This window comes from Pseudomonas sp. USHLN015 (assembly GCF_037153275.1).
In the GTDB taxonomy this organism is placed as follows: Bacteria; Pseudomonadota; Gammaproteobacteria; order Pseudomonadales; family Pseudomonadaceae; genus Metapseudomonas; species Metapseudomonas tohonis.
The window spans coordinates 142,037-165,067 of sequence record NZ_JBBCKP010000013.1; the positions used below are offsets into that span (position 1 = coordinate 142,037).

Genomic DNA, 23,031 nt, shown 5'->3' on the forward strand with positions numbered 1-23,031 from the left:
GATGGGGCAGTCTTTCTTTAACGTCCGGCCTGCGACCCAGGCCGACCTGGCTAGTTTGGTGGAGTTGCGCGCGTATCTGCTGGACGGTACCGACGCCAGCTATTCGAGCAGGACGCCGGAGGACGCAGCACGCTGGCGGGCGGCCTACCGTACCTGGCTGATCAGTCGCCTAAGCGAGAGCGATTGCGTGCAGATTTTCGCCGCCGAGGATAAGGAGTCCGGTCGGGTGCTGGGCTGCGCGACGGCAATCATCGACCAGCGTGCGCCGGCACCTGGCTGCCTCAACGGCCTGTCCGGCTGGGTGCAGTCGGTGGTGGTGGAGCCGCAGTGGCGCGGTCGCGGTATCGCCCGGCAGCTGATGCAACACCTGCTGCGCTGGTTTGCCAACCGCGGCGTCGGCTGTGTGGTACTGCAGAGCACTGCGACTGCCGGCACGCTTTACGAGACTCTGGGCTTCGCCGTTAGCAACGAGCGACTGCTGCTTCGTCAGGAGGCCTGGGCATGAAGATACTGATCATCGGTCTCGGCTATGCCGGCAATCGCTACCGCCGCGCATTCGAGCATATCGCCAGTAGCTCTGGCCTGCCGCTTTCGCTGGCCTACGTAGGACGCAAGCAGAAAGCCACCGGATTGCCTTACTTCGATAGCGTCGATAAAGCGTTGCGAGTGTTCGCGCCGGATATCGTGGTGGTTAGCGTCAATGACCACAGCCATGCACCGGTGCTTAAACAGCTGACCGGCTACCGCGGCTTCGTGCTCTGCGAGAAGCCATTGGTCACCCCGTGCGACAACCTGGACGAGCTGTCAGGCGCCTTGGAGCAGGTCAGCGGTTTTGCACTTGATCTAGTGGAGCGCTATTCGGACGCGACCCAGCAGCTGCGCGAATGGATCGAACGTCACAACTGGCAATTGGTGCGCGCCAGCTTTCACTGGGGCAAGGATCGCATCAACGACTATCGCCCGACCTGCGGCGTGACCAGTGAGGTGATCCATGCCCTGGATTTGGTCGGCTGGCTCTGCCCTCGTGCCGGACAGTTGCAGCTCAATGGCGTGCTCGGTGTGCGCTCGGACTTCTCCATTTCTGGCCCTGAGGTGCTCGATACCGTTCAGCTCACTGCCAGCCTGGGTGAGGCGCGAGTCACCGGCTATGCCAGCTTCGTCAACATCGTGCGCCAGCGCACCGTGGATCTCAGCTTCGTCGACCGCGACGCCCGAATGATCCATGCGCGGCTAGTGTTCGACACCCCGCGCTGGGATCACGACCAGTTGCGTATCTGGACGCGTGGCGCTAACGGCGCCGAGGAGCTGCTGCACGAGTTTTCAACAGCGCCCGACGAGCCAGGCCTGGACACCCTGCACAAGCTATCGCGGCTCTGTCGGCAAGTGGTGCGGGCCGTAGAACTCAATGAACCGCCATCTCAACCCTTTGCTGGCTTCGACACCGCTGTGGAGCTGCAGCGCCTGCTCAACGACCTCGATAGCGATGCACAAACCCCACCCCCGGCGCGCTACGTCCATGGCGAGACGCGAGTGCTGCTGGCCGAGGACAGCGATCTGGAAAGCCTCGGATAAATTGATCATAAGGAGCATGACTATGTGTGGAATTGCTGGATGGCTGTCCTACAGCCAGAACCTGGAGATGCAACGCAACATTCTGCAGCGCATGACCGACACCATGGCACTGCGCGGGCCGGATGCAGGCGGTTTATGGATAGACGGCCCCGTCGGCCTGGGTCATCGGCGTCTATCGATCATCGATCTGGAGGGTGGTCGCCAGCCGATGACGGCCATGCACGGTGGTCGGCGTGAAGCGGCTGCGATTACCTATAGCGGTGAGGTCTATAACTTCCACGAACTTCGCACCGAACTGCAGCGACTTGGCCATTCGTTCAAAACACGCAGTGACACCGAGGTGGTGCTGCGCGCCTATATTGAGTGGGGCGAATCCTTCGTCGAACGCCTCAATGGCATGTATGCCTTCGCCATATGGGACCTCCGCTCGCAGGAGCTGCTGTTAATCCGCGACCGCATGGGCGTCAAGCCGCTGTATTACTTCCCTACTGGGGACGGCGTGGTGTTCGGCTCCGAGCCCAAGGCGCTGCTGACCAATCCGCTGGTACCGCGCAAGGTGCGTGCTGATGGACTGCGCGAGATCCTGGAGATGGTCAAGACGCCGGGTCACGCCGTGTTTGACGGCATGCGCGAGGTTATGCCCGGCGAGATTGTGCGTGTCAGTCGACAGGGGGTAGGCCGTCGCCACTACTGGAAGCTGGAAGCGCGGGAGCACGGTCATTCGCTGGACGAAACCATCCGGCATACCCGCGAGCTGCTGGAGGATATCGTCGACCGCCAGATCGTCGCTGATGTGCCGCTGTGCAGTCTGCTCTCCGGTGGGTTGGACTCTTCGATCATCACTGCGCTTGCGTCGAAGAAGCTGCTAGCAGCCGGCGAGGAGAACATTCACTCCTTCTCGGTGGATTTCGTCGACCACGGTAGTGGCTTCACCGGCGACGCCGTGCGCGGTACGCCGGATGCCCCCTTCGTGCGTGACCTGGTGGAGAAGATCCGCTCAAGCCACCAGGAGATTGTCCTCGATAGCCGAGAGCTGGCCGATCCGGCGTTGCGGGCGCAGATCGTCCGCGCCCTCGACCTACCGCCAGCGTTCTGGGGCGACATGTGGCCGTCGCTTTACCGGCTGTTCCAAGAGGTGCGCAAGCACTCGACCGTGGCGCTGTCAGGCGAGAGCGCGGACGAGGTATTCGGCGGCTACCGCTGGTTTCACGATCCGGAGGCGATCCATGCCGAAACCTTCCCCTGGCTAACGTCGGTGACCGGCAAGTACTTCGACGGCAAGACCCTGTTCGACCCGGGCCTGCTGGCTCAACTCGACATGCACAACTTCCTGCGCGACAGCTACGCCCAGGCCATTGCAGAGGCGCCGGTACTGCCCGGCGAAAGCGCGGTGGACCAGCGTATGAGGGAGATGAGCTACGTGAACCTGACCCGCTTCGTGCAGACCCTGCTTGACCGCAAGGATCGTATGAGCATGGCCGTCGGCCTCGAGGTACGGGTGCCCTTCTGCGATCACCGCCTGGTCGAGTACGCCTTCAACATACCCTGGGCAATGAAGTCCTTCGACGGACGAGAAAAGAGCATCCTGCGCGCGGCTACCCGCGACCTGTTGCCGGAGTCGATCAGTGAGCGGGTCAAGAGCCCCTACCCATCGACTCAGGACCCAGCTTATGAGCACGCGCTACGTCACGCATTGACCAAGATCCAAGCGGATCGCAACGCGCCGGTGACGCCTCTGCTCGACAGAGGCCGCATCGAGCAGACTTTGGCGAAGCCACTCGGCAGCGTCTCGCCCATGTATGAACGCATGGGTATGGAGCTGGCGGTTGGCCTCAACACTTGGCTTGGCGAGTACGACGTCAGCCTCGAACTTTAGCCCCTCAACCGGATGCGGCCCTGATGCGGGCCGCATCCCTTCGCCGAACCATTTACGTGTTCCTGCAATGCAATGGAGTCCGAGCATGCGCACACTCAACCAGTCCCCCATATACCTGATTGCGCTGGGGGCCTTTGCCCTCGGCATGGCCTCCTATGTCACAGCCGGGCTGATCCCGATGATCGAGGACTCGTTCGCAGTCTCTGTCGCGGTGGCCGCACAGTTGGTCACCTCATTCACACTGGCCTATGGCCTGGGTTCACCGATCTTCGTGGCTTTGACGCCAGCACACCGTCAGCGCGCCGGCCTGCTGCTGGCGCTAGGCCTGTTCGTCATCGCCAACGCAGCCAGTGCGCTAGCCGAGAGCTTCACCGCGCTGATGGCCTGGCGCGCCATCGCCGGCATTGGGGCCGGCGTCTATCTGGCCATGGGTATCGGTGCCTCGGCCTCCGTCTCCACCCCGGAAACCCGCGGCAAGGCCATCGCAATCATCATGGGTGGCATGGCCAGTGGTGTAGTGCTGGGCGTTCCACTCAGCCTGCTGATCGCAGAACAGCTGGGCTGGCAGGCTGCCCTATGGCTGGTTTCCCTTCTCGGCCTGGTGGCCTTCTTCGGCCTGCTGCTGAAGCTCCCGTCCTTACCGGCAGCCGCTGCCACCACACTGGGCCAGAAGCTGGCTATCCTCGGCGACAGCCATGTGCTGGTCATCCTGCTGGTGTCGCTGCTGGCTGCCGTCGCCAGTTTGGGCATGTACACCTTCATCGCTCCGCTGCTGGCTGATCCGTCCTATGGTGCGGTGCATTCGGTCACCCCCTATCTGTGGGTCTGGGGAATCGGCGGTGTGTTGAGCAGCTTCCTGATCGGCCCGCTGGTGGACCGCATCAAGGGCCCGGTACTCACCTTCGTCATCATGCTGATTCTCGCCGTGTCGTTGTTCGTGCTTCCACTTGCGGCTGCCTTCAGCACCTGGCTGGTGATGCTGCCTATCGCGCTGTGGGGCGCAGTTGGATGGGCGCTGCAAGTACCGCAGAACAACGAGCTGATCCTGGCACGTCAGGCACAGGGTGATGGCAACCTGGCTATCGCGTTGAACGAGTCGGCGCTCTACCTGGGTAGCGCCATCGGCGCGGCGGCTGGTGGCTTCGTGCTGCTGTTGCAGATGCCTATCTGGATCCTGACCGCCAGTGCGGGCGGTGTCGCAGCGCTGGGTGCCCTGCTGCAGATTATCAACCTGCGTCGCCAGCCAACCTGGAGCGGTGACGTGCAAACCGAGCCGTGTAACTGACGGAGGCAAAGGGCAGCCCGTCGGAAGCGCCGTGCGGAGGTGCGCACGGCACACCCTACGGCTCGCGTTCATCCTGCCGGGTTCTCAATTCGCATCGTCACAGGCGAACCGATGGCTCATGACCACGCCCTGAGGACGTGGTTTCCCGCGTTCGAACGAAGGCCTGTCGCCCTTACTTCGCCTTGGCCAGGCTTGCCATATAGGCCGCGAACATGTCGCTCAAGGCGCCGATCAGTTCGCTGCGCGTGAGCGGTGGGTGAGGGTGGCTCATGAAGCGGATGATGGTCATCAGCGCGCTGTTGATGACGACGTAGAGCGTGGGCAGCGGGTTGTCGATGGGGATTTCCCGCAGGTGGCGCAGCAGGTAGAGGCGGCAGAAATCGAACAGGTGCTGTTCCATCTCGTCGACCACTTTCAGCGTGCGCAAGTCCTGCCAGTGGCGCGCCAGTTCGAGGTGCAGGCTGGCGTTGCGGTCGATGAACGCGAATACCGCCTGCAGCAGGCGCTCCACGGCGGCGTGTACGTCGTCCGCCAGCAGGGTGGTGGCGTTGTCGCGGATCACGCCGGCCAGCTCCTGGCTCATGCGGTCGAGCAGGGCCTCGACCAGGGCTTCCTTGCTGGCGAAGTACTGGTAGAGCGAACCGACACTGACCCCGGCCTCGGCGGCGATGAGGTTGGTGCTCAGGCGGGCCAGGCCGTCGCGGGCGATGACCAGGGCGCAGGCTTCCACCAGGTCGGCGACCATCTGTTGCGAGCGTTGTTGGCGAGGCTGCTTGCGCATGGCGGGCTCCGGACGCGAATTGAATGCGAGCGGATAGTCGCATTAGCGTGAGGGCGTTTCCAAGCACCTGCCGGAGCCGCTTCCATGCACGCATTTGAACCCGCTCAACCCGCCCAGCCGAGTCCGCTGGGGCCGGACTCACTCACCTGGCGCTACTTCGGCGACCTGCGCGGCCTGCTGCTGATCGGGCGCACGGGTATCCTGCAGAACATGCACCCGGGCCTGGCGGCCGGCGTGCTGCAGCACTCCGACCTGTTCGCCAACCCCTGGAACCGTTTGCTGCGCTCCATCCCGCCCATCCTGGGCGTGGTCTACGACGGCGAGCAGGCTGCCGGCACCGCCTTGCAGGTGCGTGCCTTCCATCGCGATATCAAGGGGCAGGACGGGCAGGGGCGCCCCTACCACGCCCTCAGCCCCGAGCTGTTCTATTGGGCCCACGCCACCTTCTTCGAGGCGCAGATCGCCCTGCAGCAATGGCTCGGTACGCCCCTGGACGAACAGCAATGCGAGCGCCTCTACCAGGAGTCCGTCCACTGGTATGCCCTCTATGGATTGCCGATGGAGCAGGTGCCGGCGAGCTACGCCGCATTCCGGGTTTACTGGCAGCAGATGCTGGAGCAGCGCCTCCAGGCCACGGAGATCACCACCTGGTACTTCGGCCCGACCGCACGCCTGCCGGCGCCCTATCCCTGGATGCGCGGCCCGTTGTGGTGGTGCCTGCAACCCCTGCTGGTGGGCGGCGTGCGCTGGGTGGCGCGGGGCACCTTGCCGCCCGTGCTGCGGGAGCGGCTGGGGCTGCGGTGGACGGCGTGGGACCAGCGCCGGTTGCGCTTGCTCGCCGGTTTCCTGCGGTTGGTCTGGCGTGTGTTGCCTGGGGAGTGGGGCTATTTCCCCCGGGCGCGGAGGGCGATACGGCGTGCGCGGATGGCCGCCAGCGGAGCGCACCAGGCCCGCCAGGCTTGAGGGGCCTGGCGTAGCCCGGGCTTCAGTCCGGGGGCTTTGCGTGCATCCGCTCCCGGGCGGAAGCCCGGGCTACGGGGGCGTGCGACTGGGCGGGGCTTAGTGCGGTGCGCGGTTGCGGATGGTTTTCATCAGGTCGTCGGGGCTGATGTGGCCGACCACGTGGGCCGCGGCGCTGCCAGGTTGCGGCAGGTCGAGGATGTGGCCCTTCATCTTGCCGATGACGTGCATTTCGCAGGGCTTGCAGTCGAACTTCAGGGTCAGCACTTCATCGCCGTGCACCAGCTGCATCGGTGCGACCTTGGTGCGCACGCCGGTCACGCCCTTGGCCTGCTTGGGGCAGAGGTTGAAGGAGAAGCGCAGGCAGTGCTTGGTGATCATCACCGGCACTTCGCCGGCTTCCTCGTGGGCCTCGTAGGCCGCGTCGATCAGTTGCACGCCGTAGCGGTGGTAGAAGTCCCGCGCCTTCTGGTTGTAGACGTTGTAGAGGAACGACAGGTGCGCCTCCGGGTACACCGGCGGTGGCACGGCGACGGGCTTACGGCCGCCGCGCGGGTGGGCGGCGACGCGGGCTGCGGTCAGTGCCTCGATGGCTTCGCGGCGCAGGGCCTTGAGCTGGGAGTTGGGGATGAAGAAGGCCTGGGGCGCGTCCAGCTCCACGGTGTCAGCGTGGTACATCGTGGTGCCCAGCTGGCCGAGCAGGTCGTGCAGTTGCTCCAGGGCCTGCTCGGGCTTGTTGGCGGCGCCGAAGGGGCCGTCCAGGGCGACGCTGGCGCTGACGCCTTCCTCGCTGGTGGCGGTCAGTTCCAGGCGCTCTTCACGCAGCTTGGCGACCCAGGAGAGGCCGACGCGGCGCTCGGAGGAGGTCTTCTGCAGGGCCTGTTGCCAGTTGTGGTCGAGGTTGCGCGAGAGCGGGTGATTGGGGCGCAGGCGGAACAGCCCCTCGGGCATTTCGTTGGGCTCGACGCGGTAGCGGTAGCGCTTCTGGCCGTCTTCCTCGAACTCGCCTTTCGGCTCGGCGATGTTGGCGCGGAAGCCCACCACCTCGCGCTTGACCAGCACGTTGAGGCCGTCGCCGTTGGACAGGGGCTCCTGGGTCACCACCAGCAGGTCGCGCTTGTTGACCTTCTCCACGTTGCCCACCAGCAGGCCGGTGAAGGTGGGGGAGTCGAAGGCGCCGATGTCGATCTTGCGGTCGGTGACGAAGTAGTCGGTGCTGCCACGGTGGAAGGTCTTGTCCGGGTCGGGCACGAAGAAGTGGTCGGTGCGGCCGCTGGAGGCGCGGGCGAGGTCCGGGCGGTTCTCGAGGATGCCGTCCAGGCGCTGGCGGTAGTAGGCGGTGATGTTCTTCACGTAGCCCATGTCCTTGTAGCGCCCTTCGATCTTGAAGGAGCGCACGCCGGCATCCACCAGGGCGCTGAGGTTGGCGCTCTGGTTGTTGTCCTTCATGGACAGCAGGTGCTTCTCGAAGGCGACGACGCGGCCCTGGTCATCCTTCAGGGTGTAGGGCAGGCGGCAGGCTTGGGAGCAGTCGCCCCGGTTGGCGCTGCGGCCGGTCTGGGCGTGGGAGATGTTGCACTGGCCGGAGAAGGCCACGCACAGCGCACCGTGGATGAAGAATTCGATGGCGGCGTCGGTCTCGTCGGCGATGGCGCGGATCTGCTTGAGGTCCAGCTCGCGGGCCAGCACCAGCTGGGAGAAGCCGGCCTGGTCGAGGAACTTGGCCCGTTCCAGGGTGCGGATGTCGGTCTGGGTGCTGGCGTGCAGCTCGATCGGCGGGATGTCCAGTTCCATCACGCCCATGTCCTGGACGATCAGCGCGTCGACGCCGGCGTCGTACAGCTGGTGGATCAGCGTGCGCGCCGGCTCCAGCTCGTCATCGTGGAGGATGGTGTTGATGGTGACGAACACGCGGGCGTGGAAGCGGCGGGCGAACTCCACCAGCTGGGCGATATCGGCCACCTCGTTGCAGGCGTTGTGCCGCGCGCCGAAGCTCGGCCCGCCGATATAGACGGCATCGGCCCCATGCAGGATGGCCTCGCGGGCGATGTGCACATCGCGGGCAGGGCTGAGCAGTTCGAGGTGGTGTTTGGGTAGGGACATGGCAAAAAGGCTTCCGGCACGGTGCAGGGCGCGAATTGTACCGGTCCGATGCCCGCTCGGCACCCGGTTCGGCGACGAATAGCGGGTTGGCTGCAAACGCCTGCGCGCTCGCGCTGTTAATCCTGTCCCGGTAATGGGAAAGCTGAGCCTGGAGCGGCGGCGGTGTCGCCTGGTTCCCGCTTGGGGCGCTGTCTAGAGTAGTTGGCTGGACAAAAGGAGTTGCCCCCATGAGACGAAAGGCCCGCATTCTCATTCTCTGCAAGACCTACCCCAGCCCCAGTGCCACTTATGCCGAGACCTCCTGCGTGGCTGGCATGGATGAGCACGGCGCGTTGATCCGTTTGTTCCCCGTGCCGTTCCGCCTCATTGGCCAGGAGCAGCAGTTCGCCAAGTGGCAATGGATCGAAGCCAGTATCGAAAAGAGCACTCAAGACCACCGCCCCGAGAGCCACAAGATCGGCGTGGACACCATTCGGCCCCAGGAAACGCTGCCCGCCGGTGATTGGTTGCTACGCAGGCGCCAACTGGAAAAGTTGCATGTGTATGAGAGCTTCGAGGCGCTGGAGCAGGCGCGGTTGGATCTGGGTGTCACGCTGGGGCTGTTGAGGCCCGCTCGGATAACCGGCCTGCAGATTCGCAAGGCAGGCACCGAACAGTGGACGGCCGAGGAGTTGGAGAAGCTGGAGCAGATGCAGCGCCAGGCCAGCCTGTTCGATGAGGACGAGGTTGCCAGCATCAAGCGCCTGGAAAAGGTGCCGTTCGACTTCTACTACGACTACGAATGCCTGGTCGGCGGGCAGGTGGTCAGCCATACCCACAAGATTTCGGATTGGGAGGCCTGCGAGTTGTACCGGAAGGTGCGCCGCAGTCATGGTTCCGATTGGGAGGTGCCCTTCAGGGAAAAGCTCGAAAGGGATCTGCCACGCCAGGACCTGATGTTCCTGATGGGCAACATGCACCGTTTCCCGGGCCAGTGGCTGATCGTCAGCCTGATCTACCCGCCTAGGCTACAGCCGGGAATAGGTCTGCAACTGCCGTTGCTTTGAGGGGGAGGTGAACGGCCTTCAGGGCGCTGTCCAGGCTGTGGGCTCGCTGGGCGATCAGGTTGCGGTGGCAGAACCGGGCGTCCGCTTCGTAGCAGACCATGCAGATCCGCTCACTGGCTGCGTCGGCCAGCAAGCCATGGAGCCGTTCATCCTGGGTCTTGATGTAGGCATTGAAGCCGCGTTCGTAAGTGGCCCAGTCACCGTCTTCCTTGTAGCGCTTGCGTACCGGTTTGGGGCAGCCGAGGGCGGGCTCGTGCTCGTAGGCGATACCTGCTTTTGCCAGGCATTCGGCGAAGGCTTTCTTGGAGAAGCCAGGCTTGCGCGAGAGGGGGTATTCACGAACGTCGAGGACCTTGTCGATCCCGGCTTCTTGCAGGCGCGCGATGAAGGCGTCGATGGAGAGGCCCTCATAACCCGCTGTGTAGATATTCATGATGTCCTCCGCTTCCGTGCCGACCTGGCCGCAAAATCGCGGCGGACTATATCACCGCAGCCCTGAGGCAGGGCTGGCCTACGATGGGCGGCCCATCGGACCGGTGAATGTCCTACAGCCCTCAGCAACTGGAGATATCGCGAATCCAATCGTCGATCCGCGGGCGGGGTTGCAGAAGGTCGGCGTCGGCGGCGTCCAGCCTTGGCAGGCCATGGTGGCCGGCGCGGCGCACGTGCAGGCGGATGCGTGCCTGTTGTTCATCGAGGATGTCGCGCCCCTGGCGCAGGCGGGCCAGGAGGCGGTCGTCCACCTGGTAGCTGCCACATTCCCGGCAGCGCAGGGCGAGACCGGGGCCGCCCGAATCCAGGGCTTTGGCTTCGTGTTCGCAGATCAAGCACTTCACGTGGGGCAACTCCTTTGTCCGGTCGACGGCGGGCTTGAATCGGATCCTGGCCGTGGCGACTGCGGCTCGACGCCGCTGTGCGACGGACAGCATGATCGTTGGTAACCATAGACCGGAGTGATGTGGAGCGAGTTGCAGAATTGTTTGAGCCTTGTGTCGGATGGCCCGGCACGCTTTCGCAAGCGGGTTTGCCGGGCAGGAATTAAGGAGTCGAACATGCACTACCAGATCAGGACGGCCACGGCCGATGACGCAGCGGCCATCAGCCAGGTGGTGATCACGGCGCTGGCCGAGAGCAACGCCCGTGACTACCCGCCCAAGGTGATCGCCTCGGTGCGGGCGAACTTCGGCCCGGAGCAGGTGCAGGCCCTGATGGCGGTGCGCGAGGTGCTGGTGGCCGAGGAGCAGGGCTGCGTGATCGGCACCGCCAGCCTGGATGGGGATGTGGTGCGTACCGTCTTCGTCGCGCCGGGCGAGCAGGGGCGGGGCGTCGGCCGGCGGCTGATGGAGCGGATCGAGGCGCTGGCCCGCGAGCGCGGCGTCAGGCTGTTGCGGATGCCTTCGTCGATCACCGCCGAAGGCTTCTATGCGGGGCTGGGGTTCCGCTTCGTGCAGGAAATCATCCGGGGCGAGGAGCGCACCCTGGTGATGGAGCGCTCGCTCGCCTGACCGGCCTGCGGCCTACCAGCCGCAGGCGGCCTCGAAGCTGTCGGCGCGGGCCATTTCCCACATGCGGCCGTAGAAGTCGGCCTCGATCGTCTCCTTGAGCAGGTCGCCCGGCTTGAGGAAGACGTGGAGCTGGGAGAACAGGCGGATTTCGCTGTCGGAGACGCGGCGCACCAGGTGGCGCGGCTCCAGCTGCGCCGGGTGGTCGAGGCCGGCGGCGGCGAGCATCTCGGCCAGGGCCTTGAGGGTGTTGCGGTGGAAGCTGTGCACGCGCTGGGCCTTGTCCGGCACCACCAGGGCGCGCTGGCGCAGGGCGTCCTGGGTGGCGACGCCGGTGGGGCATTTGTTGGTGTGGCAGCTCTGCGACTGGATGCAACCGATGGCGAACATGAAGCCGCGCGCGGAGTTGGCCCAGTCGGCGCCGATGGAGAGCACGCTGGCGATGTCGAAGGCGCTGACGATCTTGCCGCTGGCGCCGAGCTTGATCTTGTCGCGCAGGTTCAGCCCCACCAGCACGTTGTGCACGAACAGCAGGCCCTCGCGCAGGGGCACGCCGATATGGTCGGTGAACTCCAGGGGCGCGGCGCCGGTGCCGCCTTCCTTGCCGTCGACGACGATGAAGTCGGGGTAGATGCCGGTGGCCAGCATGGCCTTGGCGATGCCCATGAATTCCCACGGGTGGCCCAGGCAGAACTTGAAGCCCACCGGCTTGCCGCCGGACAGCTCACGCAGCTGGGCGATGAACTGCATCATCTCGATGGGCGTGGAGAAGGCGCTGTGGCGCGAGGGGGAGATGCAGTCCTCGCCCATCATCACGCCACGGGTCTCGGAGATTTCCTTCGTCACCTTGTGCTTGGGCAGGATGCCGCCGTGGCCCGGCTTGGCGCCCTGGCTGAGCTTGATCTCGATCATCCGCACCTGCGGGTTCTGCGCCTGGGCGGCGAAGCGCTCCGGGTCGAACAGGCCGGCGGCGGTGCGGCAGCCGAAGTAGCCGCTGCCCAGCTCCCACACCAGGTCGCCGCCGTGCTCGCGGTGGTAGGGGCTGATGCTGCCCTCGCCGGTGTCGTGGTAGAAGCCGCCGAGCTTGGCGCCCTGGTTGAGGGCGCGGATGGCGTTGGCGCTGAGGGAGCCGAAGCTCATGGCCGAGATGTTGAAGATCGACGCCGAGTAGGGCTGTGTGCACTGCGGCCCGCCGATCTCCACGCGGAAGGCCGACGGGTCGCTCAGCGGTGCCGGGCGCATGGAGTGCCCGATGAATTCGAAGCCCGCCTGGTAGACGTCCATCAGCGTGCCGAAGGGCTTGTCGGCCCCCTCGTTCTTGGCCCGCGCGTAGACCAGCGAGCGCTGGGCGCGGGAGAAGGGCAGCTTGTCGCCGTCGGCCTCCAGCAGGTACTGGCGGATTTCCGGGCGGATGCCCTCCACCAGGTAGCGGATGTTGCCCAGGATCGGGTAGTTGCGCCGCACCGCGTGGGGTGTCTGCAGCAGGTCGAGGAGGCCGACCAGCGACAGCACGCCGGTGACGGCGGTGAAGGGCCAGAGCCACTCGTGCCCGACGAAGGGCAGGGTGGCGAGGGTGAAGAGCACGCAGAAGGCGAAGAACGCGTAGCGGCTGAGAAGCGACAGGCTCATGCGGATTCCTTGTGAGAGGGCACGGGTTCAGCGTAGCGGAGCGGCAAGGTTACGCGTTGCACCGGTGCGATGGACACCGCTGCCGTGTGGGGCGGTGAAAACACGGGACGTAGGCTAGCGCGGCGCGGCCAGGAAACGCTTCCACAGTTCGGCCTCGCGGCCATTGGCACGCAGCGTGGCCAGGCCCTTGTCGAAGGCTTCCAGGTAGCGCCGGTTATCGGCCGGCTGGCTGGCGAAGAGCAGGTGGTAGTCCCAGCGCTGCAAGGGTTCGGTGGTGGCCAGCTGCGCGGCTTCGTCCAGCTCCAGGCGCTGGTTGATCAGCCATTGCCCGGTGCCCTTGACCATGTCCACCGCGTCGATGCGCCCGGCGGCCAGCTTGCGCAGGTTGCCGGTCTCGTCGCCGCCGACTTCGTATTTCAGCAGGCCGCGTTGCTCGGCTTCCTCCAGCAGCGGGGTCTTCGCAGAGCCCAGGGGCAGGCCGATGGTCAGCCCGCGCAGGCGCTCCATGTCGGCGGGCGTGCCGTCCCAACGCACCGGGTGGGCGCGGTTGTAGAAGAGCACCACCTCGTCGCTGTACACCCGCTCGGAGAACAGGCAGCAGGCCTCGCGCTCGGGGCTGCGGCCCCACACCGCCGAGGCCTGCCAGCGGCCCTGGCGCACCTCTTCGAAGGCGCGCTTCCAGGGGAAGAAGCCGTATTCCACGGTGATGCCCTGGGTGGCGAAGGCTTCGCTGATGAGGGTGGGGATCACGCCGTTGCCGGGTTGCGAGGCGCTGATCAGGGGTGGCCATTCGCCGATGGCGATGCGGATGTGCCCCTCGGCGAAAAGCGGGCGGGAGAGGGCGAGGAGGCAGATGAGCAGCAGGACCCGGAATCGGGACATCGAATTCTCCCGGCGATGCATGCGCGGCGGCATGCCGCCCGTTCAGCCAAGCACAGGGCATGCCGGCCCGCCAGCCAGCGGCGATGCCCGGTGCCGGTCACGGGGCGCCGAAGGCCTGCGGGCGGTCGAAGAAGCGGCGGCGCTGCTCCACGGGCAGCTTGCCGGCGATCTCCAGCAGCATCGCCTGGGCCGCGCGCTGCAGCGTTGCCGTGGCCTCGCGCTGCTGGGCGAAGCGCCGTTCGACGGCGGCGGCGTCCAGGGGCTCGCTGGCCAGTTCATTGAGCAGTTGCTGGCGGTTGTCGCGGTTGGCCTGGGCCAGGTCGCGCAACTGCGGGGCGTGCTGGCGGATCACCGCGCGCACCTCGCCGCGTTGCTCGGCGGGCAGCTCCCGCACCCGTGCGATCAGTTGGCGCATGGGCTGGCCCTGGAAGCCGGAGTCGCCCGGTGCCGGGCGGGCGATCAGCCAGCCGCCGAGAAAGGCATTGCCGGCCAGGGAGAGCAGCAGGGCGCCGCCGAGCAGCCAGGTCCTGTTCATGGTTCCTCCGTCCACAGCAGTTGGTCCATGGCCTGGGCGGCCACTTCCAGGTCGGCGTCGCCGGCCGGCGCGCCGGCATGCCCGGCGAGCAGCCCGAGCACGCCGCACAGGGCGAGGCTGGCGAGCTTCAGCTGCCAGCCGTAGCGCCATTGTTCCAGGGCCCGTTGCAGGCGTCGGCGCCAGCCCGGGCGCTGCGGTTGCGCGGTGGCGCGGGCGACGATGCGCGCGGCGAGGTCGGCCGGGGGCGTCGGTCTCGGTTGTGCGGCCAGGTGCCGGCGCAGGTCCTGTTCATCGTTCATCGTCGTGCTCCTCGGTGGGGCGGTTGGCCGGGCTTGCGGGCAACCAGCGGCGCAGTTGCGCGCGGGCCCGGCCCAGCAGGCCTTCCAGGGCCTTGAGGTGGAGGCCCATGAGTGCGGCGGCCTGGGGGTTGCTGTGCTCCTCGAAGTAGCAGAGCACCACGGCCATGCGCTGTTTGTCCGGCAGCCGCTGCACCACCCGCTGGACCTCGGCGGCCTCGCGGGCGCGCTGCACCTGCGCGGCGGTGTCGGCGTCGGGGTCGAGCAGTTCTTCCAGCAGGGCGTCGATGTCCTGTTCGGGGCGGCGCTTGCGACGGCGCAACTGGTCCAGGCACTGGTTGACCAGGATGCGCTGCAGCCAGGTGGTGAACAGCGCCCGGCCCGGTTGCCAGTCGGCGGCGTGGGTCCAGATGCGGGTGAAGGCTTCCTGGGCGGCGTCCTCGGCGTCGGCCTGCTCGGGCAGCACGCGCCGGGCGATGGCATAGGCGCGCGGCAGGTGGCGCTGCACCAGGGTGGCGAAGGCGCGTTCGTCACCTTCGGCCACGGCGGCCATCAGGCGTTCGTCGTCGAGCTGCATCCGTCGTGGCTACCCGGGCATCGAGGGTGTTCGGGAATCGGGCAGCAGCGGGGTGGGGCGCTTCATCGGGCCTCCGGTTCAGGGCAAGGGGGTGAGGGTGACGCTGCCGCTGCGGGTCTCGCCCTGGCTGCCGGTCACGCTGCGCGAAAGGGTGTTGCTGTCGCGGTCGAAACTGTAGCTGGCCGAACGCTGTGCCGTCTCGCCCGCTGCGTTGGTGACCTGGGTCTGGCGGGTGAGGCCGTCGTCGCCGCGCTGGGACTGCTGGCTGAAGGTTCCGCTGCGGCCGTCGGTGGTGGTCCAGGTGCCGCTGCTCTGGCCGTCGGCGTGGGTGCCTTCGAGGGTGACGCCACGGCCATCGGCACCGCTGCTGCTGCGGCTGAACTGGCCGCTGTCGCGGTCGTAGCGGGTGGTGCTGGTGCGGCTTGTGCTGCGGCCGTCGTCGCCGGTGACGCTGCGCTGGCGGGTCAGCCCGTCGGCCAGGTTGCCGCTGCGCTGGGTCTGCCAGGTGCCGGCCTGCCCACGTCCGGTGACGAAGCTGCCTGCGTGTTGGCGTTCCCTGGCCTCGGCCAGGCCGGTGCACAGCAGGAGCAGGCAGAGCAGGTGGGGCAGGGCGTTGCGCAGGGTGGCGTTCATGGGAGCCTCGTTGCCGGGAAAAGGGCGGGTTCGAGGGTTGTACGACGGCGTTGGGGGCGCCCCTGCGTTTATTTTTTGAAGGCACCGGGATGGGGCGGATGTCGGGTACAGCTCCGTGCGATCTGTTGTTCCGCTTGGTGGATGGGTGAAGCGTCATCCACCCTACGCAGCGGCGACCGTGGTGCTGGAGTGGGGCACCGAGGTGGGCCGGATGTAGGGTGGATGGCGCTCTTTTCATCCACCGGCGGAGCCCGGCGTGACCACGGATGTTGGGCGAGTGAGGCGGGGTTCAGCCTACGGCTGCGGCGGCAAGGCGTTGCTGCAGGCGGTGATCACGGCGTCGTCGGCCTTGAGGCGGTCGGGCAGGAAGTCGCGGAGGAATTCCACCCAGGTGCGGATCTTCGCGTCGAGGAACTGCCGCGACGGGTAGAGCGCATAGATGCCCAGGGGGAACAGGCTGTGGCGCGGCAGCACGCGCACCAGGCTGCCGTCGGCCAGGCCCTTCACGGCGGAGTACACCGGCAGCACGCCGATGCCCATGCCGGCCATCAGCGCCTCGGTCATGGCGTCCGCGGTGTTGACCTGGAAGGGGGTGTGGTTGATGGAGATCATCTGTTGCCCGTCCGGGCCCTCGAACAGCCACTTGTCCAACGCCATCACCGAGTTCACCAGGCGCAGGCAGCGGTGCTGGGTGAGGTCGGACGGCTGGCGCGGGGCGCCGTGCCTGGCGATGTAGGCGGGGGAGGCGCAGAGCACGCTGTAGGTGGTGCCGAGCTGCTTGGAGATGAAGCCCGAGTCGGGCAGCTCCTGGGCGATCACCACCGAGATGTCGTAGCCCTCGTCGAGGATGTCGGTGGTGCGGTTGGCCAGGGTCAGGTCGAAGCTCACGTCCGGGTAGGTCTCGCTGTACTGGGCGATGGCCTTGATCAGGTAGTGCTGGCCGATGCCGGTCATGGCGTGGACCTTGAGGTTGCCGGCGGGGCGGGCGTGGGCCTCGCTGGCTTCGGCCTCGGCCTCCTCGATGTAGCCGAGGATCTGCTCGCAGCGCAGCAGGTAGCGCTGGCCGGCTTCGGTGAGGGCGATGCGACGGGTGGTGCGGTGCAGCAGGCGGGTGCGCAGGTGGGTTTCCAGGGTGGCCACGGCGCGCGAAACGTACGAGGTGGTCAGGTCGAGGCGGGCCGCTGCCGCGGTGAAACTGCCGGTTTCGGCCACGCAGACGAAGGCGCGCATGTTGAAGAGGATGTCCATGAGGGGCTCCGACCTGGAAGGGGTGCGAATTCTGGCATGAAGTGCCGGGGGGATTATGGCCGATCAGTACACAATGAATCGCCTATCCGAGCGCTTATCCTGGCCCCGGGCCGCACATAGAATCGGCGCCGTTTCGGGCCTCTCGGCCCTTGCCTCAGGATGTGCCGCACGTGCCCCGCAATCGTCGGCCCGGGTTGACCCGAGCCAGTCTGTTCGCCGTCTTCCCGCTTCTGTGTTCCTGCATCGATTCCTCCGGCCTTGCGCCAGCCTCCCGGCCCCTCGACGCCCATGAACTGGCGCCGGGCGCCGCCATCGCCGCCGCCCGGGCCGAGGCCGGCTGGCCAGCCGGGCAATGGTGGCGTGCCTTCGGTGACCCGCAGCTGGACCGCTGGATGGACCGCGCCCTGGCCGGCAGCCCGAGCCTGGCCATGGCCGCCGCGCGGGTGCGCCAGGCGCAGGCGCGGGCAGGCGTGGTGGAAGCCGACGAGGCGCCGCAGCTGGGCCTGGACGCCAGCCTGCAGCGCAAGCGCTGGCCCGACGATGCCTTCTATGGCCCCGGTGACCTGGCCCGCAGCAGCAGCTGGAACAACACCAGCCAACTGGGCTTTTCCTACCCGCTGGATCTCTGGGGCCGCGAGCGCAGCCGGGGCGAGTCGGCCCTCGACCAGGCCCAGGCGACGGCGAGCGAGGCACGCCTGGCGGCCCTGGAGCTGCAAGGCAACCTGGTGCGCAGCTACATAGGCCTGGCCCTGCACCACGCCGAGCTGGACATCGCCGAGGCCGAGCTGGCCCGCCAGGAACAGCTGCTGGCACTGGTTCGCCAGCGCCGCCGCGACGGCATCGGCACCGGCCTGGAGGAGACCCGCGCCGGGATGGGCCTGCCCGAGGCCCACCGGCAGATCGACCTGCTGCACGAGGCCATCGAACTGGACCGCAACCAGCTCGCCGCCCTGGCCGGCGTCGGGCCGGGGGAGGGCGAGGCGCTGCAACGCCCGGCCTTGTCGCCGCTGCTGGACCTGGGCCTGCCGCCGCGCCTGCCCCTGGAGCTGCTCGGCCACCGGCCGGACCTGGTGGCCGCGCGCTGGCGGGTGGCGGCCGAGGCGCGGGGCATCGAGGCGGCGAAGGCGGATTTCTACCCCAACGTCGACCTGCTCGGCGGCCTCGGCAGCTCGGCGGTGCAGGGCGGGGTGCTGGATTTCTTGCGCTACGACAAGCTGACCTGGGGCCTTGGGCCGGCGCTGTCCCTGCCGGTGTATGACGGTGGCCTGCGCCGTGGGCGGCTGGCGGAGGCGGGGGCCGGCTACGACCTGGCGGTGCAGGGCTACAACCAGGCGCTGGTGCAGGCGATCAAGGGCGTGGCCGATGCCCTGGTGCGGCTGAAATCCCTGCGCGAGCAGCAGCACCTCGTCGCCGAGTCGGTGGACCAGACGCAGCACGCCTTCGATCTCGCGCAACTGGCCCGCCAGCGCGGCCTCACCGACCAGCGTGCGGTTCTGGAGGCGCAACCGGCGCTGCTCCAGGCCCAGCGCCAGCAGCAACGGGTGCGCGCCGCGCGCCTGGTGGCCCAGGCCGACCTGCTGCTGCAACTGGGCGGCGGTGTGCTGCCCGGGGCCTCGGGGCCGCAGCCCCGCGAGCTGGAGCCCGGCGAGCCCACATTGCGATTGACCCACCCCTGAGACGACGACCATGACCACGACCCTGCGCCGCGAGCTGGCCCATTGGGCACGCACCGAAGGCCTCACCTGGGTGTTCATCCTCAAGGCCCTGCTCACCGCCTTCATCGCCCTGTGGCTGGCCTACCGCCTGGAGCTGCCGCAGCCCGGCACCGTGCTGGTGACGGTGTTCATCGTCATGCAGCCGCAGAGCGGCCAGGTATTGGCCAAGAGCTTCTACCGCATCATCGGCACGCTGCTGGGGCTGACGGTGATGGTGGCGCTGATCGCCCTGTTCAACCAGGAGCGGGTGCTGTTCATGCTCGCCGTGGCCATCTGGATCGGCCTGTGCACCGCCGGTGCCGCGCGCTACCGGGATTTTCGCGGCTACGCCTGCGTGCTGGCCGGCTACACCGCGGTGATCATCGGCCTGCCGGCGACCCTGCACCCGGAAGGCGCCTTCATGTCGGCGCTGTGGCGGGTGCTGGAGATCACCCTGGGCATCCTCTGCACCGGGCTGGTCAGCGCGCTGGTGCTGCCGCAGACCAGCAGCGCCGACCTGCGCGCCACCTTGCAGGCGCGCTTCCGCGACTTCGCCGCCTTCGCCTGCGAGGGGCTGGCCGGGCGCCTGGACAGCGAGTGCTTCGAGGCGCTCAACGCGCGCTTCGCCGCCGCCGCCGTGGGCCTGGAGAACCTGCGCAACGCCACCGCCTTCGAAGACCCGCACATGCGCCTGCGTGCCGGGCGGCTGGGGCGGCTGAACAACGAGTTCATGGTGCTTTCCACGCGCTTCCACGCCTTGCACCAGTTGCTCAATCGCCTGGCCGAGCCGGCCGGCGGGCAACGGGTGCGCGAGGCCCTGGCCCCGCCCCTGGCGGAGGTGGCGGCATTGCTCGCCGCCCAGCGCGAGCGCCTGGGCAGCGACGCCGAGGCGGCGGAGTTCGCCGGGCGCCTGGCGGCCTGCCGGCAGGAGCTGATGCAGCTGATCCGTGCCGGGCGGGGCCGCCTGGCCGTGCAGCAGGTGGACGAGGCCGGCGCGCTGGATTTCGATACCGCCGCCGAGCTGCTGTTCCGCTTCGTCGATGACCTCCACGGCTACGCCCTGACCCTGGCCTCGCTGCTGGACCACCGCCACGCCCGCGAGGACTGGCGGGAGAGCTTCAGCCCCCGCGCCAACCCCTTGGCCGCCGCCGTGGCCGGCATGCGCAGCAGCCTGCTGATCCTCGCCCTCGGTACCTTCTGGATGGCCACCGCCTGGCCCGCCGGGGAGACCTTCACCATGACCGTGGGGATGATCTCGGCGCTGGCCTCGTCCTCCTCCAACCCCAAGCGCCTGGCCCTGCAACTGACGATCGGCGCCACCGGCGGCGCCCTGGCCGGCATCTTCACCACCTTCTGGGTGCTGCCCTGGCTGGATGGCTTCGCCATGCTCTGCTGCGCCCTGGCACCCACCTTCGCCCTGGGCGCGCTGCTGCTCTCGCGCAGCCAGTGGTCGGGCTACGGCGTCGGCCTGCTGGTGTGGTTCTGCCTGCTGTCGCTGCCGGCCAACCTGACCCACTACGACCCCTACCGGCTGTTCAACGAGTACCTGGCGGTGCTGCTGTCCATGACCCTGGCCACCCTGGCGGCGGCGCTGATCCTGCCGCCCAACCGGCCCTGGCTGTGGCGGCGCCTGGAGCACGACCTGCGCCTGTGCGCGGTGCACACCGTGAGCGGGCGCATCCGTGGGCTGGTGAGCGGCTTCGAGAGCGGCACGCGGGACCTGCTGGCCCAGGCCTACGCCTTCTCCGCCGGGCGCCCGGACGTGCAGCGCCGCCTGCTGCGCTGGATGTACGCGGTGCAGGAAGTGGGGCACGCGGTGATCGAGCTGCGCCTGGAGCAGGCGCGGTTGCCGGCGCTGTCGTGCTACGCCGAGTCCATGCCCTGGCGCCAGGCGGTGCGGGTGATGGGCCGGGCGCTGATCCGCCTGTTGATCCAGCCCGGCGAAGCCAACCGCGTGCGCGCGCTGCAGGCGGTGGAGCAGGCCATCGAGGCGGTGCGCGCCACTCCCGAGCCCTGCGCGCCGCAGTTCGAGACCTCGCCGCTGCGTCGCCTGCAGAGCTACCTGCACTTCATCCGCACCTCGCTGCTCGACCCGCTGGCGCCCTGGGCCGAGGCGGACGAGGCGGCACCTGCCCCGGTACTCGCCCATGCCCCGTGAGATCGCCCTGCACGGCGTCTACCTGCCGAGCCTGACGCTGCTGTTCCTCCTGGCCCTGGCCGGCGGCTGGCTGCTCGACCGCCTCGCCGCGCGCCTCGGCCTGTACCGCTACGCGTGGCACCCGGTGCTGCTGCGGGTCAGCCTGTTTACCTGCCTGTACGGCGCCCTGGCGCTGGCCACCTACCGTTGAGAGACCCCTGTCCGTGAAACGAATCATCAGTGTCGGCGCGACCCTGCTCATCCTCGCCCTGGCGGTGACCCTGGTGCACCAGCTGTGGCAGCACTACATGGAGTCGGCCTGGACCCGTGACGGCCGCGTGCGCGCCGACGTGATCAACATTGGCCCCGACGTCGCCGGGCTGGTGGTGGAGGTGCCGGTGCGCGACAACCAGGCGGTGAAGGCCGGCGACGTGCTGCTGCGCATCGACCCCTCGCACTACGCGCTGGCGGTGAGCGAGGCGGAAGCGGAGGTGGACGCCGCCCGCGCCGAGCTGGACATGCGCCGCCTCAACGCCCGCCGCCGCGCCGACATGGACGACCTGGTGGTGTCGCGGGAGAGCCGCGAGGACGCGAGCCACATCGCCAGCGGCGCCGAGGCGCGCTACCGCCGCGCCCTGGCCCGCCGTGATGCCGCGCGGCTGGACCTGGAGCGCACCGAGGTGCGTGCGCCGGTGGACGGCTACGTCACCAACCTCAACGTCTACCGGGGCGACTACGCGCGCACCGGCCAGGCGAGCATGGCGCTGGTGGACGGGCAGTCGTTCTACGTCAACGGCTACTTCGAGGAGACCCGCCTGCCGCGCATCCACGTGGGCGCGAAGGTGGAGATGCGCCTGATGAGCGGTGAGCGCCTGCTGGGGCATGTCGACAGCATCGCGCGGGGCATCTATGACCGCGACAACCCGGAAAGCCGCGAGCTGGTGGCGGACGTCAACCCGACCTTCAACTGGGTGCGCCTTGCCCAGCGCGTGCCGGTGCGCATCCACCTGGACGAGGTGCCCGAGGGGCTGGCGCTGTCCGCCGGGATGACCTGCACCGTGGTGGTGGACGAGGGGCAGGGCGGGGACGCTGCGCGGGGCTGAGCGATTGTTGATCCAGCGGCCACAGTCCTTGTGCTGGATCGGTCTGTAAGCGTCGCGGGGCGCTCCTTAAAATCGTCCTGCCTCCCACGACGAGGCACATGCTGATCTACCTCACCGTGTTTGCGGTGTTGCGCTGTACCTTCGGCCCGTTCGTGGAGAGCGGGCCGAAGCCCCTTCCCAAGGCAATTCGGATAACAGATCAATGAAAGCGTTCATGTTGCTGGCCCTGGCCGGCCTGTCTCCTCTCGTCTTCGCTGCCACCCCCGAACAACCCGCCACCACCCAGGCCGAGCAGTACCACTACGGCATGGAGCTGGACATCGCCCGGGTCATCTCCCGCAGCGAGATCCCCGATGTCTGCGGCGTGGTGCCGGCCTACCTGACCTACGAGGACCACCAGGGCAAGGTCCACCGCCTCGAATACATGGTGTTCGGCAATGGTTGCTCCAACGGTTGAGCCCAGCCGCTCGACGTGACAGATGCCCGGCCCGATGAGCCGGGCATTGTCGTTTCTGGGGGAGCCATCGGGTGCGTGTGACGTTTGGATTAAATATCTGACTTGCCGGTCGGAATTCATTATCCTGCGGCACTCTTGCTTGCAGTACAGAACAACCCATCAATAAAAGGATCAACTCCATGGCTCAAGTAACCCTCAAGGGCAACCCCGTCAGCGTCGATGGCCAACTGCCGGCCAAGGGCGCCCAGGCACCGGCTTTCAGCCTGGTCGGCGGCAACCTGGCGGACGTGACCCTGGCCAGCCTGAGCGGCAAGCGCAAGGTGCTGAACATCTTCCCGAGCGTCGACACCCCCACCTGCGCCACCTCCGTGCGCAAGTTCAACGCCGAAGCCAGCAAGCTGGCCAACACCGTGGTGCTGTGCATCTCCGCCGACCTGCCGTTCGCCCAGGCGCGCTTCTGCGGCGCTGAAGGCCTGGAAAACGTGATCAACCTTTCCACCATGCGTGGCGCGCAGTTCCTCAAGGACTACGGCGTCGCCATCGCCAACGGCCCCCTGGCCGGCATCGCCGCCCGCGCCGTCGTGGTGCTGGACGAGAACGACAAGGTGCTGCACAGCGAGCTGGTAGGCGAAATCGCCGACGAGCCGGACTACGCAGCCGCCATCGCCGCGCTCTGATCGGGCGAGGGTGACGAAAGGGAGGCCATTGGCCTCCC

Annotated in this window: 24 protein-coding genes; 13 read left to right on the forward strand and 11 right to left on the reverse strand. The window is 67.5% G+C overall.

Annotated elements, in window-relative coordinates; translation table 11 throughout:
* Position 1 precedes the first annotated feature (1 nt).
* From WFQ67_RS25370 to WFQ67_RS25385, 4 genes are all read left to right on the forward strand, one after another.
* The gene (locus tag WFQ67_RS25370; protein ID WP_337058542.1) at positions 2 to 505 is read left to right on the forward strand and encodes a GNAT family N-acetyltransferase; all 504 of its coding nucleotides are present in this window, start codon (positions 2 to 4) and stop codon (positions 503 to 505) included.
* Positions 502 to 1,572, forward strand: a complete 1,071-nt coding sequence (locus tag WFQ67_RS25375; protein ID WP_337058543.1) for a Gfo/Idh/MocA family oxidoreductase — start codon at positions 502 to 504, stop codon at positions 1,570 to 1,572. The genes WFQ67_RS25370 and WFQ67_RS25375 overlap by 4 nt, the downstream gene beginning before the upstream one ends.
* Before the next feature lie 22 nt (positions 1,573 to 1,594).
* Complete coding sequence (gene asnB, locus WFQ67_RS25380) at positions 1,595 to 3,448, forward strand: asparagine synthase (glutamine-hydrolyzing) (protein WP_337058544.1); 1,854 nt, start codon at positions 1,595 to 1,597, stop codon at positions 3,446 to 3,448.
* Positions 3,449 to 3,533: 85 nt separating this feature from the next.
* Positions 3,534 to 4,733 (forward strand): MFS transporter, encoded by a 1,200-nt coding sequence (locus WFQ67_RS25385; protein ID WP_337058545.1) that lies wholly within the window; start codon positions 3,534 to 3,536, stop codon positions 4,731 to 4,733.
* Between the two features lie 172 nt (positions 4,734 to 4,905).
* Here WFQ67_RS25385 and WFQ67_RS25390 read toward each other — a convergent pair whose 3' ends face one another.
* Positions 4,906 to 5,514, reverse strand: a complete 609-nt coding sequence (locus WFQ67_RS25390) for a TetR/AcrR family transcriptional regulator (RefSeq protein ID WP_173174440.1) — start codon at positions 5,512 to 5,514, stop codon at positions 4,906 to 4,908.
* 84 nt (positions 5,515 to 5,598) lie between these two features.
* On the opposite strand from WFQ67_RS25390, the gene WFQ67_RS25395 reads away from it, so the two are divergent.
* Positions 5,599 to 6,477, forward strand: a complete 879-nt coding sequence (locus WFQ67_RS25395) for an oxygenase MpaB family protein (protein ID WP_213629515.1) — start codon at positions 5,599 to 5,601, stop codon at positions 6,475 to 6,477.
* A 96-nt stretch (positions 6,478 to 6,573) separates the two neighbouring features.
* On the opposite strand, the gene WFQ67_RS25400 is transcribed toward WFQ67_RS25395, so the two are convergent.
* On the reverse strand, positions 6,574 to 8,577 hold the full coding sequence (locus tag WFQ67_RS25400; protein WP_337058546.1) for a peptidase U32 family protein: 2,004 nt from the start codon (positions 8,575 to 8,577) through the stop codon (positions 6,574 to 6,576).
* Positions 8,578 to 8,804: 227 nt separating this feature from the next.
* On the opposite strand from WFQ67_RS25400, the gene WFQ67_RS25405 reads away from it, so the two are divergent.
* Positions 8,805 to 9,623 (forward strand): hypothetical protein, encoded by an 819-nt coding sequence (locus WFQ67_RS25405; protein ID WP_337058547.1) that lies wholly within the window; start codon positions 8,805 to 8,807, stop codon positions 9,621 to 9,623.
* On the opposite strand, the gene WFQ67_RS25410 is transcribed toward WFQ67_RS25405, so the two are convergent.
* Both WFQ67_RS25410 and WFQ67_RS25415 read right to left on the reverse strand, forming a co-directional pair.
* On the reverse strand, positions 9,580 to 10,056 hold the full coding sequence (locus WFQ67_RS25410; protein WP_213629521.1) for a DUF488 domain-containing protein: 477 nt from the start codon (positions 10,054 to 10,056) through the stop codon (positions 9,580 to 9,582). The two genes, WFQ67_RS25405 and WFQ67_RS25410, sit on opposite strands and share 44 nt — an antisense overlap.
* Positions 10,057 to 10,177: 121 nt before the next feature.
* A complete protein-coding gene (locus tag WFQ67_RS25415; protein WP_337058548.1) occupies positions 10,178 to 10,459 on the reverse strand; it encodes a hypothetical protein in 282 nt (93 codons plus the stop codon).
* Between the two features lie 216 nt (positions 10,460 to 10,675).
* Here WFQ67_RS25415 and WFQ67_RS25420 point away from each other — a divergent pair, with 216 nt between their 5' ends.
* The gene (locus WFQ67_RS25420; protein ID WP_337058549.1) at positions 10,676 to 11,128 is read left to right on the forward strand and encodes a GNAT family N-acetyltransferase; all 453 of its coding nucleotides are present in this window, start codon (positions 10,676 to 10,678) and stop codon (positions 11,126 to 11,128) included.
* Between the two features lie 12 nt (positions 11,129 to 11,140).
* On the opposite strand, the gene WFQ67_RS25425 is transcribed toward WFQ67_RS25420, so the two are convergent.
* From WFQ67_RS25425 to WFQ67_RS25455, 7 genes are all read right to left on the reverse strand, one after another.
* The gene (locus WFQ67_RS25425) at positions 11,141 to 12,754 is read right to left on the reverse strand and encodes an FMN-binding glutamate synthase family protein (RefSeq protein WP_337058550.1); all 1,614 of its coding nucleotides are present in this window, start codon (positions 12,752 to 12,754) and stop codon (positions 11,141 to 11,143) included.
* A 114-nt stretch (positions 12,755 to 12,868) separates the two neighbouring features.
* Complete coding sequence (locus tag WFQ67_RS25430; protein ID WP_337058551.1) at positions 12,869 to 13,636, reverse strand: substrate-binding periplasmic protein; 768 nt, start codon at positions 13,634 to 13,636, stop codon at positions 12,869 to 12,871.
* Positions 13,637 to 13,733: 97 nt separating this feature from the next.
* Entirely contained in the window at positions 13,734 to 14,171 is a 438-nt protein-coding gene (locus WFQ67_RS25435) for a periplasmic heavy metal sensor (protein ID WP_337058552.1), read from the reverse strand.
* Positions 14,168 to 14,470: a hypothetical protein gene (locus tag WFQ67_RS25440; RefSeq protein ID WP_213629529.1), complete on the reverse strand. Its 303-nt coding sequence runs from the start codon at positions 14,468 to 14,470 to the stop codon at positions 14,168 to 14,170. The genes WFQ67_RS25435 and WFQ67_RS25440 overlap by 4 nt, the downstream gene beginning before the upstream one ends.
* Positions 14,460 to 15,044 (reverse strand): sigma-70 family RNA polymerase sigma factor, encoded by a 585-nt coding sequence (locus tag WFQ67_RS25445; RefSeq protein ID WP_213629531.1) that lies wholly within the window; start codon positions 15,042 to 15,044, stop codon positions 14,460 to 14,462. Before WFQ67_RS25445 ends, WFQ67_RS25440 begins: the two co-directional genes overlap by 11 nt.
* A gap of 78 nt (positions 15,045 to 15,122) precedes the next feature.
* Entirely contained in the window at positions 15,123 to 15,677 is a 555-nt protein-coding gene (locus WFQ67_RS25450; protein WP_337058553.1) for a hypothetical protein, read from the reverse strand.
* A gap of 294 nt (positions 15,678 to 15,971) precedes the next feature.
* Complete coding sequence (locus WFQ67_RS25455; protein WP_173174416.1) at positions 15,972 to 16,925, reverse strand: LysR family transcriptional regulator; 954 nt, start codon at positions 16,923 to 16,925, stop codon at positions 15,972 to 15,974.
* Between the two features lie 170 nt (positions 16,926 to 17,095).
* On the opposite strand from WFQ67_RS25455, the gene WFQ67_RS25460 reads away from it, so the two are divergent.
* The 6 genes from WFQ67_RS25460 to tpx all read left to right on the forward strand — a co-directional run bounded on the left by WFQ67_RS25460 (position 17,096) and on the right by tpx (position 22,993).
* Complete coding sequence (locus WFQ67_RS25460) at positions 17,096 to 18,601, forward strand: efflux transporter outer membrane subunit (RefSeq protein ID WP_442969627.1); 1,506 nt, start codon at positions 17,096 to 17,098, stop codon at positions 18,599 to 18,601.
* A 10-nt stretch (positions 18,602 to 18,611) separates the two neighbouring features.
* On the forward strand, positions 18,612 to 20,777 hold the full coding sequence (locus tag WFQ67_RS25465; RefSeq protein WP_337058555.1) for an FUSC family protein: 2,166 nt from the start codon (positions 18,612 to 18,614) through the stop codon (positions 20,775 to 20,777).
* On the forward strand, positions 20,767 to 20,967 hold the full coding sequence (locus tag WFQ67_RS25470; RefSeq protein WP_213629539.1) for a DUF1656 domain-containing protein: 201 nt from the start codon (positions 20,767 to 20,769) through the stop codon (positions 20,965 to 20,967). Before WFQ67_RS25465 ends, WFQ67_RS25470 begins: the two co-directional genes overlap by 11 nt.
* Before the next feature lie 7 nt (positions 20,968 to 20,974).
* Positions 20,975 to 21,859 carry an HlyD family secretion protein gene (locus WFQ67_RS25475; RefSeq protein WP_337058566.1) on the forward strand — a complete coding sequence of 295 codons (885 nt, stop codon included), beginning with the start codon at positions 20,975 to 20,977 and terminating at the stop codon, positions 21,857 to 21,859.
* A 202-nt stretch (positions 21,860 to 22,061) separates the two neighbouring features.
* Positions 22,062 to 22,316: a DUF2790 domain-containing protein gene (locus tag WFQ67_RS25480; RefSeq protein WP_173174408.1), complete on the forward strand. Its 255-nt coding sequence runs from the start codon at positions 22,062 to 22,064 to the stop codon at positions 22,314 to 22,316.
* 179 nt (positions 22,317 to 22,495) lie between these two features.
* Positions 22,496 to 22,993 (forward strand): thiol peroxidase, encoded by a 498-nt coding sequence (gene tpx / locus WFQ67_RS25485; RefSeq protein WP_043244675.1) that lies wholly within the window; start codon positions 22,496 to 22,498, stop codon positions 22,991 to 22,993.
* Positions 22,994 to 23,031 lie beyond the last annotated feature (38 nt).